General features: G+C 42.6%; 14 protein-coding genes. 8 read left to right on the forward strand and 6 right to left on the reverse strand.

Features of this window, described 5'->3' with window-relative positions:
- Positions 1-58: 58 nt before the first annotated feature.
- Complete coding sequence (locus tag AC3WQ3_RS19060; protein WP_492473167.1) at positions 59-1237, forward strand: MFS transporter; 1179 nt, start codon at positions 59-61, stop codon at positions 1235-1237.
- A gap of 50 nt (positions 1238-1287) precedes the next feature.
- On the opposite strand, the gene AC3WQ3_RS19065 is transcribed toward AC3WQ3_RS19060, so the two are convergent.
- Positions 1288-2196, reverse strand: coding sequence for a LysR family transcriptional regulator (locus tag AC3WQ3_RS19065; RefSeq protein WP_492473168.1), 909 nt, complete (start codon positions 2194-2196; stop codon positions 1288-1290).
- A gap of 599 nt (positions 2197-2795) precedes the next feature.
- Between AC3WQ3_RS19065 and AC3WQ3_RS19070 the strand changes: the two genes are divergently transcribed.
- The 5 genes from AC3WQ3_RS19070 (at position 2796) to AC3WQ3_RS19090 (ending at position 9457) form a co-directional block, all read left to right on the forward strand.
- Positions 2796-3587: an SDR family NAD(P)-dependent oxidoreductase gene (locus tag AC3WQ3_RS19070; RefSeq protein ID WP_492473169.1), complete on the forward strand. Its 792-nt coding sequence runs from the start codon at positions 2796-2798 to the stop codon at positions 3585-3587.
- A gap of 535 nt (positions 3588-4122) precedes the next feature.
- Positions 4123-5400 (forward strand): MFS transporter, encoded by a 1278-nt coding sequence (locus AC3WQ3_RS19075; protein ID WP_492473170.1) that lies wholly within the window; start codon positions 4123-4125, stop codon positions 5398-5400.
- A gap of 270 nt (positions 5401-5670) precedes the next feature.
- Positions 5671-6075 (forward strand): VOC family protein, encoded by a 405-nt coding sequence (locus AC3WQ3_RS19080; protein WP_336781773.1) that lies wholly within the window; start codon positions 5671-5673, stop codon positions 6073-6075.
- 265 nt (positions 6076-6340) lie between these two features.
- Positions 6341-8641: a copper amine oxidase N-terminal domain-containing protein gene (locus tag AC3WQ3_RS19085; protein ID WP_492473171.1), complete on the forward strand. Its 2301-nt coding sequence runs from the start codon at positions 6341-6343 to the stop codon at positions 8639-8641.
- 345 nt (positions 8642-8986) lie between these two features.
- A complete protein-coding gene (locus AC3WQ3_RS19090) occupies positions 8987-9457 on the forward strand; it encodes a DinB family protein (protein WP_492473173.1) in 471 nt (156 codons plus the stop codon).
- A gap of 57 nt (positions 9458-9514) precedes the next feature.
- On the opposite strand, the gene AC3WQ3_RS19095 is transcribed toward AC3WQ3_RS19090, so the two are convergent.
- Positions 9515-9940, reverse strand: a complete 426-nt coding sequence (locus AC3WQ3_RS19095; RefSeq protein WP_110823002.1) for a MarR family winged helix-turn-helix transcriptional regulator — start codon at positions 9938-9940, stop codon at positions 9515-9517.
- 144 nt (positions 9941-10084) lie between these two features.
- Positions 10085-10723: a nitroreductase family protein gene (locus tag AC3WQ3_RS19100; RefSeq protein WP_221804591.1), complete on the reverse strand. Its 639-nt coding sequence runs from the start codon at positions 10721-10723 to the stop codon at positions 10085-10087.
- A 246-nt stretch (positions 10724-10969) separates the two neighbouring features.
- Between AC3WQ3_RS19100 and AC3WQ3_RS19105 the strand changes: the two genes are divergently transcribed.
- A complete protein-coding gene (locus AC3WQ3_RS19105; RefSeq protein ID WP_336781770.1) occupies positions 10970-11425 on the forward strand; it encodes a DinB family protein in 456 nt (151 codons plus the stop codon).
- A 270-nt stretch (positions 11426-11695) separates the two neighbouring features.
- Here the strand turns inward: AC3WQ3_RS19105 and AC3WQ3_RS19110 are convergent, their stop codons facing one another.
- The 3 genes from AC3WQ3_RS19110 to AC3WQ3_RS19120 all read right to left on the reverse strand — a co-directional run bounded on the left by AC3WQ3_RS19110 (position 11696) and on the right by AC3WQ3_RS19120 (position 14769).
- Positions 11696-12004, reverse strand: coding sequence for a cupin domain-containing protein (locus AC3WQ3_RS19110; protein WP_492473206.1), 309 nt, complete (start codon positions 12002-12004; stop codon positions 11696-11698).
- Between the two features lie 209 nt (positions 12005-12213).
- Positions 12214-13041: a helix-turn-helix domain-containing protein gene (locus AC3WQ3_RS19115; RefSeq protein WP_492473174.1), complete on the reverse strand. Its 828-nt coding sequence runs from the start codon at positions 13039-13041 to the stop codon at positions 12214-12216.
- A 447-nt stretch (positions 13042-13488) separates the two neighbouring features.
- A complete protein-coding gene (locus tag AC3WQ3_RS19120) occupies positions 13489-14769 on the reverse strand; it encodes a glycoside hydrolase family 125 protein (protein WP_492473175.1) in 1281 nt (426 codons plus the stop codon).
- 407 nt (positions 14770-15176) lie between these two features.
- Here AC3WQ3_RS19120 and AC3WQ3_RS19125 point away from each other — a divergent pair, with 407 nt between their 5' ends.
- Positions 15177-16127: an ABC transporter permease gene (locus AC3WQ3_RS19125; RefSeq protein ID WP_492473176.1), complete on the forward strand. Its 951-nt coding sequence runs from the start codon at positions 15177-15179 to the stop codon at positions 16125-16127.
- Positions 16128-16141: the final 14 nt, after the last annotated feature.

Consider the following 16141-nt stretch of genomic DNA (forward strand, 5'->3'; position numbering starts at 1 on the left):
AACTGAACTGTAAATAGTCGTTCAGATCATCCTATATATCACGACAGGAGATGTTTTTTTGCTAACCAATAAGAAATTATTAATATTTATTCTGACAGTAGGGGTCTTTGGTATCCTAAATACGGAGATGGGAGTCATAGGCATACTGCCTACCATTGCTCAGAACTTTAATGTGACAGTTACGCAAGCCGGATTGCTAGTAAGCCTGTTCGCACTAGGGATCGCTATCTCGGGTCCGATTCTACCGTTGGTATTCTCTGGACTGGACCGACGAAAAGTGATGCTGCTTGTACTAGGCATTTTCGTTGTTGGAAATGTGGTTTCCGTCTTTACCACCAGCTTCACAGTTCTGCTCATCGCACGGATTGTTCCGGCTCTTTTTCATCCGATCTATATGTCTCTGGCTTTCACCGTAGCTGGATCATCTGTAAGTCAAGAAGAAGCTCCAAAAGCAGTCGCCAAAGTTTTCATTGGAGTTTCAGCAGGCATGGTAGCTGGTGTGCCCATCGTTAGTTTTATCGATAATACCTTTTCCTATGAAATGGCTATGACGTTCATCGCAATCGTCAACATCATTGTGTTTGTTGCAACGCTGCTGTTTGTGCCTTCCATGCCCGTAAAGGAAAAACTCTCGTATGGCGCCCAATTTTCGGTACTTAAAAGACCGGTATTATGGATATCCATGATCGCAGTTTTATTATTAAATGCATCTGTTTTTGGCGTGTACAGTTATGTGACAGAATATTTATACGCCGTGACTCATATGTCACCACAATGGACCAGCATGGCATTACTTCTGTTCGGAGGAGCCAACATATTAGGCAACATCATTGCTGGGAAGGTGCTTACGGATTATCCCGCGAAGTCTGTCCTTATGTTTCCACTCTTATTGGGTATTGTTTATATTGTATTTTTTGCAATTGGAGAGTACAGAGTACCTGTGACGCTTCTGACGATTTTGTGGGGAGTTTTGGCTGGGGGAATCATGGCCAATCTGAATCAGTATCTGATTTCATCCGTGGCAGGGGATGCTCCTGACTTTGCCAATGGATTATTTGTGACCTCCTGCAACGTGGGTACAACAGTAGGTTCAGCCTTTGGAGGTTTACTAATCTCCACTATGGGGGTGGAATATGTTATATTAGTCGGTATCTTCAGCGTTGTATTAAGTTTGATTATGCTTTTGATCAGAAGCTATCTGAATAAATCAGCCGAAAAATGGACTGCGTCCTTATAAATAAATTCCCCTCATGGAATTCTTAAGTCCAGAGAGGGGGTAATTTTATTTTAAAGCACGAGATCAGGATTCTGAAAGTTTGCCTGAATTTCTTCGAGAAATTTCTCAGCAGCAGCAGAAAATAATTGATTCTTTCTCCAAACAATACTCAAACCCGATTCCAGCTTGGGCTCCAGCGGTCTAAAGCAAAGGTTGCTATCGGGTGAGGTGTTGACAATCTTATGAAGAGATATCGCATAACCGACACCTTCTTCGACCATGATCGCTGCGTTATATGCCAGATTAAATGTGCTTACCACGTTTAACTTTTCAAAAAGTTCACCAAACCAGTTACGAAACTCATTTTTGGAAAAGGTCTGTTTTATAGCCTGTCTTGAACAAATAAGAGGGAGGTCTAATAGATCGTTCACTTGAATTTGTGTTTTCTTAGCCAAGGGACTGTCTTTTCTCATGATTACCCCCCAAACATCTTTGGCTGGAATATTTACATAGTTGTATTTAGACAAGTCAGCAGGTTGAATTAAAATTCCAAAGTCTAGTAAACCTTTATCTAATCTCTCCGTAACATCGTCTTCATTACCACTATAGAGATGATATCGAATCTCAGGAAAGTGTGCTTGTATATTCCTAACGAGTCGTGCAATTTGCTTCATTGCATCGGTCTCACCGCCACCAATAAATACATCTCCTCGGACGGTTTCTTCCATGGATTGAAATTCCGATTCCAGTTTCTCCATCATGTCCACAATTTCTTCTGCTCTTTTCCGCAAAAGCAATCCCTCTTCCGTAAGGACAATATTGTGGCTGCTCCTAACAAATAATTTCTTTCCCAGTTCTAGTTCCAGCTCTTTGATCTGTCTGGAAAGTGTTGGTTGAGTCAGGTGCAGCAGATGGGCAGCCTTCGTCATATTTCCTTCTCGTGCAATAGCAAGAAAATAACGAAGCACTCGAACGTCCATTGAATCTCTTCCTTTCAAAAAATATAGGTGGTTATTTTAAATTTGGAGCCTATCCATGATCTTATCAGATAAGATGTCATTTAAAAAATCAATTCATACTAATTTGGTCAGAATGACTGATGTTATGTTCGATAGAAGATATACTTCTGTTTATTACATTAATCATCAGTCGCAGGCAAATGCCCTGTATTTTATTCTTTTATTATGTTGGTTCCAGTGTTAGTGGAACTGTCGGGGGGGGATATTTAGAACGCCATTCTCAAATGAAATCCATAGTGATTCGGTCATGAAGGGTCTTTTATAGATTATTGGAGAACATAACCGTTATGAGAATCTAAATATTATATGAACCGTTGATTTCAAGATCAACAGTTTTTTGATGTGTACCTTTGATCTGTAAACAAGTGCATTCGGGCTCCTAAATCTCCTGGTTTGATCTCAGGGACGTATCCTCCGAGAAAGGCGTGATCTGCTAGTTTGTTGTCGCTCTCTGCTAGTTACACCTCGAATTGTGGAGCGTATCATTAGATTCGTGCAGAAGATATGCCTTCAGAAAGATTGAATATTCATTAACAACCGGAACAGAGGAGAAATGCATCATGGATATGGGATTAGATAACAAAACAGCGTTGGTAACAGGTTCCACGAAAGGAATTGGCAAAGCGATTGCCATCGAGTTGGCCAAAGAAGGGGTCAACGTGCTGATTAATGGACGGAATTATGAAGATGTTGAACGTGTCGTCGGAGAGATCAAGTCGGCGTACCCGAGTACTTCGCCTCAGAATGCGGCAGCTGATATCGTCAATGTTGCTGAGCGCGAAGCGTTGTTTGCAAAGTTCCCGCAGGTTGATATTTTGGTAAATAACACCGGGATTTATGAGATCATGTCTTATTACGATGTAGATGACGCCGTGTGGGAAAAATACATTCAGACCAATGTGCTTTCCGCAAATGCATTAACCAAATATTACATGCCCGCTATGCTGAACAGCGGATTTGGCCGGATCGTCTTTATAGCGAGTGAAGAAGCCGTGATGCCAGGTCATATGCCGCAATATGCCGTTACCAAATCCATGCTGCTCTCGTTATCGAAAAGCCTGTCCAAGCTGACAGTGGGAACGGAAGTAACGGTCAACACAATCATGCCTGGACCAACACTTTCGGAGAATGTACAACAGATCATCGAGAGCGTTTATCAGGATGAGAACATGACTTTTGAAGAAAAAGAAACGACATTCATGGCTGCGAATCTCCCGCAATCCGAGCTGCAGCGTTTCATCAGACCGAGCGAGATCGGCAGACTTACTACATTCGTATGCAGCCCTTATGCAGCGCCATTTAAAGGTTCACCGATTCGTATGGATGGAGGAATGGTCCCTACGATTTACTAAACATATCAGCTTGGAAATGAAAGTATAACTGTTATTCTTGTTGCGTATATGTTCATTTTCAATGATCGGATGTTGGTACAATAGTAGTTATTGTAATCATTTAGTGCTTGAAAGTCACATGTTGGCGAGCTTAGGGCTCGCCTTTTTTTCGTTAGCTGCACTTTTCTTCAGGAATGCAGTTAACTTGTCTCCATGTACATTATTTTGTATAAACAGTTGAAAAGAGTATGATACCGCTGATTCAGAAGTTATCCTTGTCTTCTTAATTAACGGCCCTTTTCTAGTCGGACCTTAGCAATTTGTTGGAAGTCGCTATTTTGCGGCTTTTTTGTTTTGGCAGGACTATTCCTTTAGGAGGGGGATATCTATGTATTGGAATATTGTGTACAACTATCACGGTGACTTGCTGCTATCTATATTTTTTATATTGATTTTTGTTGTAAAACGGTTTTAAGTGCCGTAATCTTATTTTGATTGAAATATCAATTATATTAGTTATTAAAGTAACTTATTGAGAAATGGAGAATAAGCTTCGATGAAGTCATCTGATTTAACCCGTCCATTTTACTTTTTATGGACGACCCAGACTGCTGCGAATGCAGCAGACGTGCTTTACATCATGGCACTTACAGTCCTGGTCCTTGATCGAACTGACTCTCTTGTATCGGCAGCGCTTATGCCGCTAATGCGCAGCGGAGCCCAAATGCTGAGCAGTTTGATTGCGCCATTACTGATTAATCGTTTCAAGTTGTCCAACCTTCTATTGATGTCGCAAGTGGGACAATTTTTGTTATTCATTGGCCTGGCGGTTTATTTACAGTTTAACGGAGAGGCTTCATCATTTGTTTTGGTGTTTTTGCTTGTATTCGTGATGTCTTTTCTCGATGGATGGACAACTCCGGCTCGTAATGCACTTGTTCCGCGTTTGGTATTGCGTGAGCAAGGTCTGCTCAAAGCCAACGGACTGCTTAGCGTCAGCGACCAGATTGTGCAATTTGCGGGCTGGGGACTAAGCGGTATCATCGTTGCATTTATGGGAGCTAGCCCCACATTATTGCTCACCGCTGTTATTTATGGTCTGGCCGCGGTATTTACGCTGGGTGTCAAAGAACCCGTGAGATCGGAAGTCTTCGAAAAGGAATTAAATGCAATTTCTAATCCCATATCGGAAATTGGCACATCCAAATGGCATACGTTAACTGAAGGCTGGAAAATGATATGGGAAACACCTCGCCTGAGGGTGCTAACCTTTATGGACATTATCGACATGCTCGGAGCATCCATTTGGGTAGGCGCATTTACCCTTGCTTTTGTACAAGTTGCACTTGGTCAAGGCGAAGAATGGTGGGGATTTATTAATGCAGCTTATTTTGCAGGGACCATAGGTGGTGGTTTGCTGGTACTGGCATTGGCACGGATTATCGGTAACCGTTATGTATTGGTGATGATGATTGGTATGGCTGGATATGGAGTGCTGACCGCGCTTTATGCACTTAACACGCTGCCTTTTGTCGCTCTTATTTTAGTTATGTTAATGGGGCCATTCGCGGAACTATCCGTAATTAACCACCGCACATTAATTCAGCAAAGTGTTGACAAACAGCTGCTGCCTAAGGTGTTATCTGCTCAAGCTTCACTTATGCATCTCGTATTTTGCATTTCGCTGCTGGGCATGGCTGGACTTGCCGAATACATCGGGATTGTGAATCTCTATTTGTTCGCGGCTGGACTAACCATTCTAGCTCTCTTGGTAGGTTTGCTGAGCTACCGGGCTTTCCGGGACCAAGCCGATCATACCCATATAAGCAGGTAATTTCATGCCATGTACTAAGAATAAGAACCGAAAAGGTAAACTCAAAATCACGGGCAGTCTGCGGAATGGCAGTCTGCCTTTTTTAATACATAAAATTTGAATCTGTTTGTATGATTAAAAAATTTAAGGATCTAAGAAGATATGAGGTGTAAACGCTACTGACATACCGTGGTCAGTAGCGTTCATTTATGATTTACAAGGGTGAAGCTTGCTTTAACCCCCAAAGTTGTTTTGGCATTGTATCTTTTATTGTAGAAAGGATGTACTTTTATGAATTTTACTTCTGTACGTGTGATTACCGACGACGTGGATCGTCTTGTCGAGTTCTATGAGGAAGTACTGGACATCACAGCGGAACGTCCAGCGCCAGTCTTTGCCGAACTCGTTCTGCATTCGTGCACTCTGGCTATAGGTCACTCCCAGACAGTACCACTGTTCGGTGTTGGCTCCGCAGTGGCTGCTGATAATCGCAGTGTCATCCTCGAGTTCCGTGTTCACGATGTCGATGCCGAATACAAGCGCTTGAAGCCCATTGTTGATGACTGGGTGAAGGAACCGACTACGATGCCGTGGGGGAATCGTGCGATATTGTTCCGTGATCCCGACGGTAATCTCATTAACCTCTTCCAGCCGGTGAGCGAGGAAGCGATTAAACGGTTCAGCGGTAGAGGTTGAAAATCTATCTCTAGTTTACCGAATCAAAGCAGCTGATCCATATGATCAGCTGTTTTTGATGTGTTTCTAACCTAACGAAAGGATAGCGTCTGAGCTAGAGATGACTCAATAATCTTGTTATATGAATAGCATCCCTATTGAAAATAGCTGTATCAAATCCATAATATTGAATTTATTTAGTAACTTTTTCCGTATTCGAGCGTTTAATAGTATGACTTTTAATAGAATCAAATTTGCGAGGGAGCGAAAGGGGAAGAAATAAAGAATGAATTTGAAAAAGAATATGTCCATTATCACGGCGGTAGCTGTACTTCAAGCTTTTACAGTTGGTTCAGCGAGCGCACAAACCGTGGATCAAGGGGAAGCGGCAGTTGTAACGCCTGCCAAAGTGGAATCCGTAGAGGTCATGAAGAAAGAACAGCCGCTTACCGAGAATGAAGTGAAAATAAAAAGCAGCACATCATCAAAAGCTGAATCTACTGTAAAGGACACTGAAGCCTCTAAATCAGCAGTTGTGGAGACAACACCGGCGACAGAAAACGATCCGGCTGCTGTTGATCAAGCAGCAACAACGAATGAATCCGAGGAGGGTACCGCGAACCAGGAAGGAACTGCCGAGGATGACATGACGCCAGCTACTCCGGCTCAAGTCGAGCAACAACCTGCGACAGGAAACTCCACTACTGGTACATTAGGTGGAGACCTTACATTGTACATGAACAGCAATAAAATGGAGCAGGATGGAAAATCGTACCTTGCAGGCCAGCCAATGACTGTAAAAAACGGTGTATCCTATGTTGCGATTCGTGCATTGGTGGATCGTGTGGGATACGGAGTTAAATACGATAACAAAACCAAGGAGACCATCATTATCAGTGGTGACAATGAGCTCCGATTCCAAACAAACAGCAAGGTTTATACCGTTAATGGTGAGTCCAGAACGATGAAAGGCCCTGCGTATCAGCAAAAAAATACGTTTATGGTGCCGTTAACTTCCATTACTCAAGCGCTGAACATTTCCTATAAAGTGAATCAGTCGGCAAAAACCGTTGTGCTCAATCTACATAAGAAACCTGTTGCAAGCTTTGTGATTTCCCAAAAGGAAATTTTTGCGGGAGATACTGTGGATTATGTGACTTCCTATAGTTCTCCAAACGGTCTGGAGATCACGAGCGAACGCTGGACAGGTCGTCAGGATTCGTTTGATCAAGCGGGTACATATACCATTTCATATCAAGTTCAGGATTCAAACGGCCAGTGGAGTGATCCCTATTCGGTTACCATTCAAGTTTTGCAGCCTAATCTTCCACCTGTAGCCATGTTCACAACGGACAAGGACCAATATAAAATGGGCGAAAAAATAACGTATTTGGATCAAAGTACAGATGATGAAGGCAAGATTGAGAAAACGGTTTGGGATAACAATCCGCTTGCATTCTTTGAACCTGGACCCAAAACGGTAACCTTGACCGTCACAGATAACCATGGGGCTACTGATACGTATTCCAAAGTCATAAACATAACCAATGAGACGTTATATAATGTTTCGGATTTTAATTTACTTTTCACACCGGTTGGACAGAAATTTACCTTCAATGGTGGCGAAGTGACTTCCATGGAGAAAGTACCTTATACGTATAGGGATGAGGCAAGTCTGCTCATTCGCAGCAACAGTCCGGAAACGGTTAATACGGAAGGCATTGTGTACCAGGAGTCTTCTTCAGGGCAAACGCGCTTCATGATTCACCATGTAAACAATACAGGCAAAAGAGTAAAAATGTATGTTATTGCAACAAATAACAACCCATATCCAGCAGTATTCGAGCAGCAAAATATGGGCTTCGCAGGACCGACACCGTTTGCTACTGTAGCCGGCAAATTGTCTATTGATAAATGGTTCAAGTCGATACAGACTGGAGCGGATCAAAAGAAAGAATATTTTGAACCAGGGGAAAGTAAACTGATTTTGACCGAACTCAATAAAACTCCGATGAAAGAAGGACAAGTAATCTCACTGTATTCGGATGCATTCAGCGATTATTCCCTGGATTATAACGTTATTCTGGTTGAAGAAAATAAAGACCCGTTCGAAGCGTTACCAACGCTGCCTGTACTCGATCGTGACGGTGTGCACAACCGTGGCACATACCCGAATGCAACTCGTGTTATAACCTACGACCAGCAAGTGGGAGCCACACCAGCGCGATTGCCCCTTGGAGACAATGCCAGTGACCCGAATTTGGTTGGAACGGATCCGATGGCTTACACCGATGCATCCAATGCAGGTAACTTTGGGGTGTTATACAAAATCACGTTAAGCAATGTTGCTCCGCGTACACTGATCTCGTTTAACCCACGTGGAGGAAAGTACTTTGGAGTAGCTCTTGTGAACGGTCAAGTTGTACAAATTGTCGATGGTAGCTTATCGATCAACACGTCCAGTGAACAAAGCGTACTATACCGAACAGGATCCTCTTCGGAAAGTGTAACGATCCTTTTCTCAGCAGCGCCAGGAAGCAACCTGCCAGTTAACCTGCTCTTTACACCGCTGCCAATGGAGAAGTAGGATGTTGTCTTATATATGAATTTTGAGGGACTATTATATGCTCCAAAAGAAAGTCGCTATTACAGCGGCTTTTTTTGCTATATCTGTACGAGTTCTGAAGCGAGAGTCGATAACAAGAGAGTTTGTATCATTTCTTTTACTATGGACAGACAGACTGGGTATGATTCAAGCCGGATGACAATCTATTATGTGTGGGTTTAGGCAGGGGAATATTAAAGCTATAATAGACATTCGAAGTCTGTATTAGTGAGTGGAAAACCTTGGTGTAATCTAAACCTATAATCTTGGATTTTAAAAAGGGATTGTGGCAATGAAATGATAATGTTAAGCAAAGGTGGCGGGAAGATGGAAATATTCGAAAATCAGTATTGGATGATCCAGCAAACCAGGGAATTATTATTTCGCTATTGTGAGGAGATTACTCAAGAAGATTACGTGAGAGAGGTTGAACTACTAGGCGGAGCATCAATACGGAATTTGCATGTGCATGTAGCTGATTGCTATCGAGTTTGGTTAGGTGTATGTGCCCTTCAGCAATCAATTGCTCAAGTGAAACCGCAATCCATTGAAAATGTAGGAGATATGCGTCAATTATTCAAGAGGACGGATGACCTGATGCAACAATTTTTGAGGGATTTTAGACATGAATGGAACCCTGAAGTTCGGGAATCTTGGCATAGTGACAGCGTAGAATTAACGGAATTATGGTTATTTACACACTCCATCACTCACGAATTTCATCACCAGGGACAAATCTTAAAAATAGGCCGGCATCTGGGTTACATTCCACCCAAAATGAACTTGGCTAAACGTTAAGCATCGTTCAAACCGAAAAAATTGCTCCTCAAAAATGTTGCCTGGCATCGTTAAATGTTACATATCTTTCATATTGAATTGCATACGTGCGAGCATGTCTGTCATCATGGCAACTTCTTCCTCACTGAAATCAAGCAGCATCTGATGAACGAACTGGTTACGATCCTGTTTGAAGTTGGCTATATGCGTGAGTCCTTGTTCCGTTAACCGAACGAAGGTTTCTCTTTGGTCGATGGGATTTCGTCTTCTTGATACGAGACCATCTGCTTCCAGCTGCTTCAAATGGCGTGTAATGGCAGCACTGTCAATGTGAATGGCTTTTTGCAAGTGGCTTTGAGTTACCTCTTCATGAATATAGAGATGATACAGCAGAACATATCGTGAGGAACTGATCCCCGTACAACGTTCAAATTTGGGTTTCAGCTGATTACTTATATTTTTAAGTAGAATTAGTAGGTTTTCTTGCTCCAATGAACAATTCATGTGTGCCCCTCCTTGAATGGTGCCGAATATCCTGGAAAAGCAGCCTGGTAACCAAGGCACATCTCTTCCAAGACATTCAGCAGCTAAAGGCAACTATATCACAATGTGATGGCTGTTCGCATCATGGCATGCAGCTAATTTGATTTAAGCCCAGAATGTAGTTTCTTCTGCGGGCAGGCGGTAGGAGGTATATCCCTCGCTCGCTGCTTTACCGATGGTCAGCAGCATAACTGGTACATAACGTTCTTTATCCAATCCAAACACTTCGGCAATTTGATCTTTTTCATATCCACCAATTGGATTGGTATCATATCCATGCGCACGGGCAACGAGCATTAATTGCATGGAAACTAGACCGGAGTCAAGCATAATGACATCGTTCATTTCAGCATCAGACATGCTGTTATAGATCGGTTTGAATGCATTCAACTGAAAGTCCTTAACATCTTGCGGCATTAATCCGAGCTCAACGGCTTTTCCATAGATGTTTTCGGCATAATCAAAGTTGTTTTTGTCCGCAAATACGGCAATCACAGCTGAAGCTTGAGCTACTTTTTCTTTGTTGAAGCGGGACAGTGGTACGAGTTTGTCTTTTCCCTCTGGTGTATCCACAACAAGGAAACGCCAAGGCTGCATGTTAATGGAGGAAGGAGCAGTGCTTGCTTCGTTGATCATTTGAGTCATTTCTTCTCTGGAAATTTTGACGGATGGATCATACGTCTTAATCGAGCGGCGTCCGTATATAATTTCATTAAAATCGTTTGTTTTTTGAGATGGTTTCATAATTATTTCTCTCCCTTTGTCTATTTAGTTGATGCATCAATATTTGACTAGTCAATAGTTGATATGTCAAATATAATTAAATTCATGAAACATTGCAACCTTTTTATTATGTTAAAATATTACAAAATATGAGATGAACTAATGCATTGTTCAATTGCACAATAAGAAAATAAGCGTTTGTCGAATGTGGTTGATTGGAATTGATTTGGCGAATTTAAAGTATGAGAGGAAGAGGGGATTGTCGAAATGAAGACAATTAAGGCTATGATGGAGCATCTGTACTGGGCCGACGGACGCATCTTGGACGCGCTTCAGAAAAGTGAGACGAAGAACAAAGACCTGTTAAAGCTGGTTAGGCATGTCGCGGTTGCAGAACGTGTCTGGCTATCCAGATTGCTTGGCAAGGATAGCAGGCAGTATTCGTTGTGGGAGGAGGCAGAAGACCTCTCGGTGATCCGGTCGATGTTCGAGGAAAACGCCAAGCAATATCGTGTCTATATGGAAGGACTTGATGAATCCCGGTTGGACGAGATGCTTGACTACGTGAACCAGAGTGGGGTTCTCTTTCAAACGTCTGTCCGGGACATCCTGTCACAGGTTATCTTACATGGGCAATATCACCGGGGACAGATCAACCAAGCGCTTCGAATTAATTCGGCAGAGCCTGTCCCAATCGATTACATCACGTTTGCGAGGCTATAACGGCGGCTCATAATCACCATTAGACTGAATTGAAGTGGCTTTGAGATAACACTTGAAGCTAGCTCAATAAAAAAAGTACTGGGAATAACAGCTAATAACCAAAGAGTTGAAAAAAATAGAAAGGAGCTTCTGCTACCAGCTCCTTTCTTAGGTAAATGAATTGTTATTAATGTTCTAAATCAGTTCACTGACGCTCTTGCTACAAACAAACCATGAGGTTCAAAGACCTTTGACGGCTGTATAGTCGGCCCCAATTCCCGTTCGTATTTGCTAAGCTTTTGGCTCCATCAACATGATATGACATTCTTTTATGGCGGATGGCTTGATCTCTATTCCTTTCGGGATAATAATCATCTCATCCTTGTAAATCTTCACTTGCCTATCACGGAAATCAATGATCATTTCCCCTTCGATCACGAAAAATACCTTATCTGTTTCTTCATGAACATGCCAATCGAACTCTCCGGCAATCTTTACTAGCTTAATTTGATAGTCATTCATTTCACCAATTAATTTTGGAGTCCATTGATCATGAATTGTAGATAGTTCCTCACTCAGTTTAATAACTTGATAATGGATCGTAATCACTCCTTATTTTTATGTACTTTGCTTCACAAGAATGCAAACACCGAAACTGGCGATTCACCACCTAAGGTTCGTACCATAGCACTTTGGGATGATCAGACATTTACGTTTTCTACATACGCAATATTCCCGACATCTTGTTTTCTTGGCTTGCTATTAGCATATAATTTTTATTTTCAGTTTAAAATGGATACCTGTTGAAACTAACATGGATTATTGGTGAATCTCTGCCTATACTCGGTGGGAGAGAGACCAAATTGTTTTTTGAACACTCTACTAAAATAAAAGGGGTCTGTAATACCAACAGCTTCTGCAATCTGCTGAACTGAGACATCACTTGTAATTAACTTTTTTTGCGCCATGTTAATGCGGTATTTCAGTACATATTCTGCTGGCCCCATACCAGAATGTCTTCTAAACACATAAGAAAGTCGATTTCGATTAACGTTATAATGCTCTGCGAGTGAGGGTATTGTAAGACATTGGTAATAGTGTTCATGTATGAATTTTGATACACGTTGGAATAGGGCATGTGATTCACTGCTAGTTTGCCTATTATCCGCACATATTAATGCTTCATTTAGTGCATCACGAAACAACATTTCTGTCTGAAACATCGAAATTCCACCTCGCTGATTATACACATGCCAAAGCCGTATAATTAATTCGGTTAGACGGGTGGAATCTCCGGTTGGCAATTCAAAATGTTGATGAGAAAAGGACGACTCTTTTAATTTTGAGTCATGTATCCGGTATAACACAAGAATATACTCCCAGTTAGTGTCACCAAACATTTTTTGTTCAAGTTTCATTTTCGCTCCCCCATGAACAATTTTCCCTGGCGTAAAAATATAAGGCATTCCATTAAAATGAAATTGTATTTTCCCTGTCAAGGGGAACACAAATCCCGGGAAAGAATCTGTATAATCTGCGTAGGGCACTCCAGATTTATTACCATATCGGTATACTCCTTCTACTTGAAAAGGAATTTGTGCAAAGTGTTCTGCTAGTAGATTGATGTTTATGTTCACAGTGCGACCTCACTTCAATAGTAGTTTGTGATTAAATTTTGAAGTTAATTAATCAATGTATTTCCTATATCCACATTATTGATAACGATTATCATTGTCAAGAATGAACGTACTAATGCTCACCGGGATAATAGAATGAGTTCAGCAATTAAATAACATGAGAATTTTTTCAACAGGATCACCTTGAGACATTGGTGCTCCTGTATTGTCTGTGAATCATTTACGCCGGCGTGAAAGCACGTATTATGAGGCAAGCGGCAGCGTGTCTCATGTGAAAATCGATCGGACTCGGATTAGCTACTAAATATACAATAGTGAGGAAACCTACAAAAAAACGAAAAACCTGCTGCAGCCTTTTCCTATAAACAGGAATGTGCAGAGGTTTTTTGTTGGAATACGATAATTCTCGCTGTAGCTGTCTCTAAAAGAGTGTATATCTTAGTGGGCTTAAATAATTCCCTTGTCCATCGCTTTGACGATCAGCGTAGCAAAAAGGCTGTTAGACCAGGCGAACCACTCACGTGAAAAATCGGAGGGATCATCGGGGTGGAAGCCTTCATGCATATACCCGGTATCTGCATCAGTCCTGATCAGCATATCGATTAATTCTTTCATTTCCTCATCATTATCTGATGTTAGTGCCTGCATAGACAGTGCCATATGCCACACATAACCTCCTGGCGTATGAGGACTGCCAATGCCTTTGGCATGTTTACCCTCGAAGTAGAACGGGTTGTCGAAACTGAGAGCAAATCGGCGGGTGTTTTGATATATTTCATCCTCCACCCCTACATAACCAATATAAGGAATAGATAGTAATCCCGGTGTGCCAGCATCATCCATCAGGGAATAATTCCCGAATCCATCCGTTTCATAGGCGTAGATTCGACCGTATTTCGGATGATTCACAATCCCGTACGTCCGGATACCGAAGTCAATTTCCTTGCGCAGCTTTGCTGCTCTGGCAGCCAGTCTTTCGTCCTTATAGATAACGCTGGCGATCTCCCCGATATACCCCAGAATCACCACAGCGAACATGTTGGAGGGGATGTTGTAGCCGAATTCGCAGCTGTCATCACTCGGGCGGAAGCCCGACCAGCTCATGCCGGTATAGTTGACAGGCATGCCGCGTCCGTTATTGTGCAACGTCTCCGTATCCTGAAGCGTCTGCCGGATAAAATGGTAGGACGACTTCTCTCCGTGGTACTGCTCCGTTTCAATAACGTTCACAATGGAGCTGAGTGCTTGGTAGCATTCGGTGTCGAAGATATCGGTTTGCTCCGCTTCCTTCCAGTACGTATAAGCCAGCTGAACGACAAAGCAGAGGGAATCCAGCTCGTATTTGCGCTCCCACATCCAGGGATTTAAATTGCAATCATCCGTAGCCCGGTAATGCTTGTCGCTTGCTGTTTCATTGAATGCATTCGTGTACGGGTCGATATTCACATAGAACATCTGCCGCGCAATCAGGCCGCGGAGAATCCGTTGAAGCTCAGAGTCGTTTTTGGCAAACGGAATGTAGTGGCGCACCTGCTCCGTAGAATCGCGCAGCCACATGGCTGGGATATCGCCAGTAAATACAAAAGTGGTGCCGTCTTCAAGCAGCTTGGTTGTCGTCTCAAGTGTATTAGGGAAGCAGTTGCGGAACAGCTTTTGCAATTTGGGATGATGGGCAAGGCGTTCGTCGGCCTCATTCAAATACTCGGTAATGGAAGATGGCAGGTTCATAGTCATAACTCCTCCTACGTAGTTAGGGTAAGGCTGCACGGTTCATATTAGAAATCTTCTGATATCATCCGTGCGTGGGGTAGCCTTGGCATTCGTAGCAAATGTTTGCATACTTGTCTGTTGATCACCATATGTAACTTTTGCAGCGTGAAGGGAGGTTCATAATTCACACATTATAGCCATCTTTCATCTAGGGGGATTTACATTTTGGCAAGCCGAAAAGTGCCGCTGCAGCGGGGTTTTACGCGCTTTCTAATATGACAATGCACAACCTACATATTTACGGTGTCAGCTAGGGTTCACTACAATTTGAATTGTAAGCGCTAGCATAGGAGAGGTCAGCTACATGCAAAGCGGATACAAATTTATTTTATGTAACGAAAAAAACCATAGAGAGGAGTGGGAGAATGAAGGTGAGTCATGCTGCAGTATCCGTAAAACCTTCATTAAAGAACAAATCCCTTGGCAAAAGAATCTGGAAAAATTGGGAGCTTTATTTGTTCATGCTTCCCGCGTTGTTGTATTTCCTCGTTTTTCATTACGGCCCGATGTACGGCATTCAGATTGCTTTCAAGAATTTCGTACCTTCAAAAGGAATTACAGGCAGTGAATGGGTTGGCTTTGACCATTTTGAACGATTCTTCAATTCCTATTTCTTTTGGGATCTGCTCTGGAACACGTTCAGCATCAGCTTCTATGAACTCGCAATCGGGTTTCCACTTCCGATAATTCTGGCGCTAGCCTTTAATGAGGTGCGGAACGGTGCGTTCAAGAAATCGGTTCAGACGGTAACCTATGCTCCGCATTTCATTTCCGTCGTTGTTATGGCGGGGATGATCATTACCTTTCTGTCGCCTTCCAGTGGAATGATCGTCCGGTTCATCGAATTCCTGGGCTTTCAACCTGCACAATTCCTGACAGACCCGGCCTGGTTTAAGACGATTTATGTTTTTTCGGGCGTCTGGCAGAGTACAGGGTGGGGTACGATTATTTATCTTGCGGCTCTGTCTGGCGTAGATCCCCAGCTGCATGAAGCGGCCATTATGGATGGAGCGAGCCGGATTAAACGGATGCTGCATATCAATCTGCCGACCATTGTACCCACGATTACAATCATGCTGATCTTAAATATGGGGAATATCCTGGGCCTTGGCTTCGAGAAAATTCTGCTGCTGCAGAATTCACTCAACATGGAAGCCTCCGATGTAATCTCCACCTATGTCTACCGCGCCGGTCTGGTGGATGCCCAGTACAGCTTCTCAACGGCTGTTGGCTTGTTTAACTCGGTCATCAACGTGATTTTGCTTGTTACTGTCAATCAAATTGCCAAACGTACCAGTGAGAATAGCCTCTGGTAGAAAGGAGTTGAGGT

The organism is Paenibacillus sp. FW104-T2 (assembly GCF_058789975.1).

Bases quoted from the DNA above. Each gene is read 5' to 3' on its own strand.
- AC3WQ3_RS19095 (WP_110823002.1), bottom strand. From the start codon at position 9,940: ATGAATTGTTCATTGGAGCAAGAAAACCTACTAATTCTACTTAAAAAT.
- AC3WQ3_RS19080 (WP_336781773.1), top strand. From the start codon at position 5,671: ATGAATTTTACTTCTGTACGTGTGATTACCGACGACGTGGATCGTCTT.
- AC3WQ3_RS19075 (WP_492473170.1), top strand. From the start codon at position 4,123: ATGAAGTCATCTGATTTAACCCGTCCATTTTACTTTTTATGGACGACC.
- AC3WQ3_RS19085 (WP_492473171.1), top strand. From the start codon at position 6,341: ATGAATTTGAAAAAGAATATGTCCATTATCACGGCGGTAGCTGTACTT.
- AC3WQ3_RS19065 (WP_492473168.1), bottom strand. From the start codon at position 2,196: ATGGACGTTCGAGTGCTTCGTTATTTTCTTGCTATTGCACGAGAAGGA.
- AC3WQ3_RS19090 (WP_492473173.1), top strand. From the start codon at position 8,987: ATGGAAATATTCGAAAATCAGTATTGGATGATCCAGCAAACCAGGGAA.
- AC3WQ3_RS19120 (WP_492473175.1), bottom strand. From the start codon at position 14,769: ATGAACCTGCCATCTTCCATTACCGAGTATTTGAATGAGGCCGACGAA.
- AC3WQ3_RS19105 (WP_336781770.1), top strand. From the start codon at position 10,970: ATGAAGACAATTAAGGCTATGATGGAGCATCTGTACTGGGCCGACGGA.
- AC3WQ3_RS19070 (WP_492473169.1), top strand. From the start codon at position 2,796: ATGGATATGGGATTAGATAACAAAACAGCGTTGGTAACAGGTTCCACG.
- AC3WQ3_RS19125 (WP_492473176.1), top strand. From the start codon at position 15,177: ATGAAGGTGAGTCATGCTGCAGTATCCGTAAAACCTTCATTAAAGAAC.
- AC3WQ3_RS19100 (WP_221804591.1), bottom strand. From the start codon at position 10,723: ATGAAACCATCTCAAAAAACAAACGATTTTAATGAAATTATATACGGA.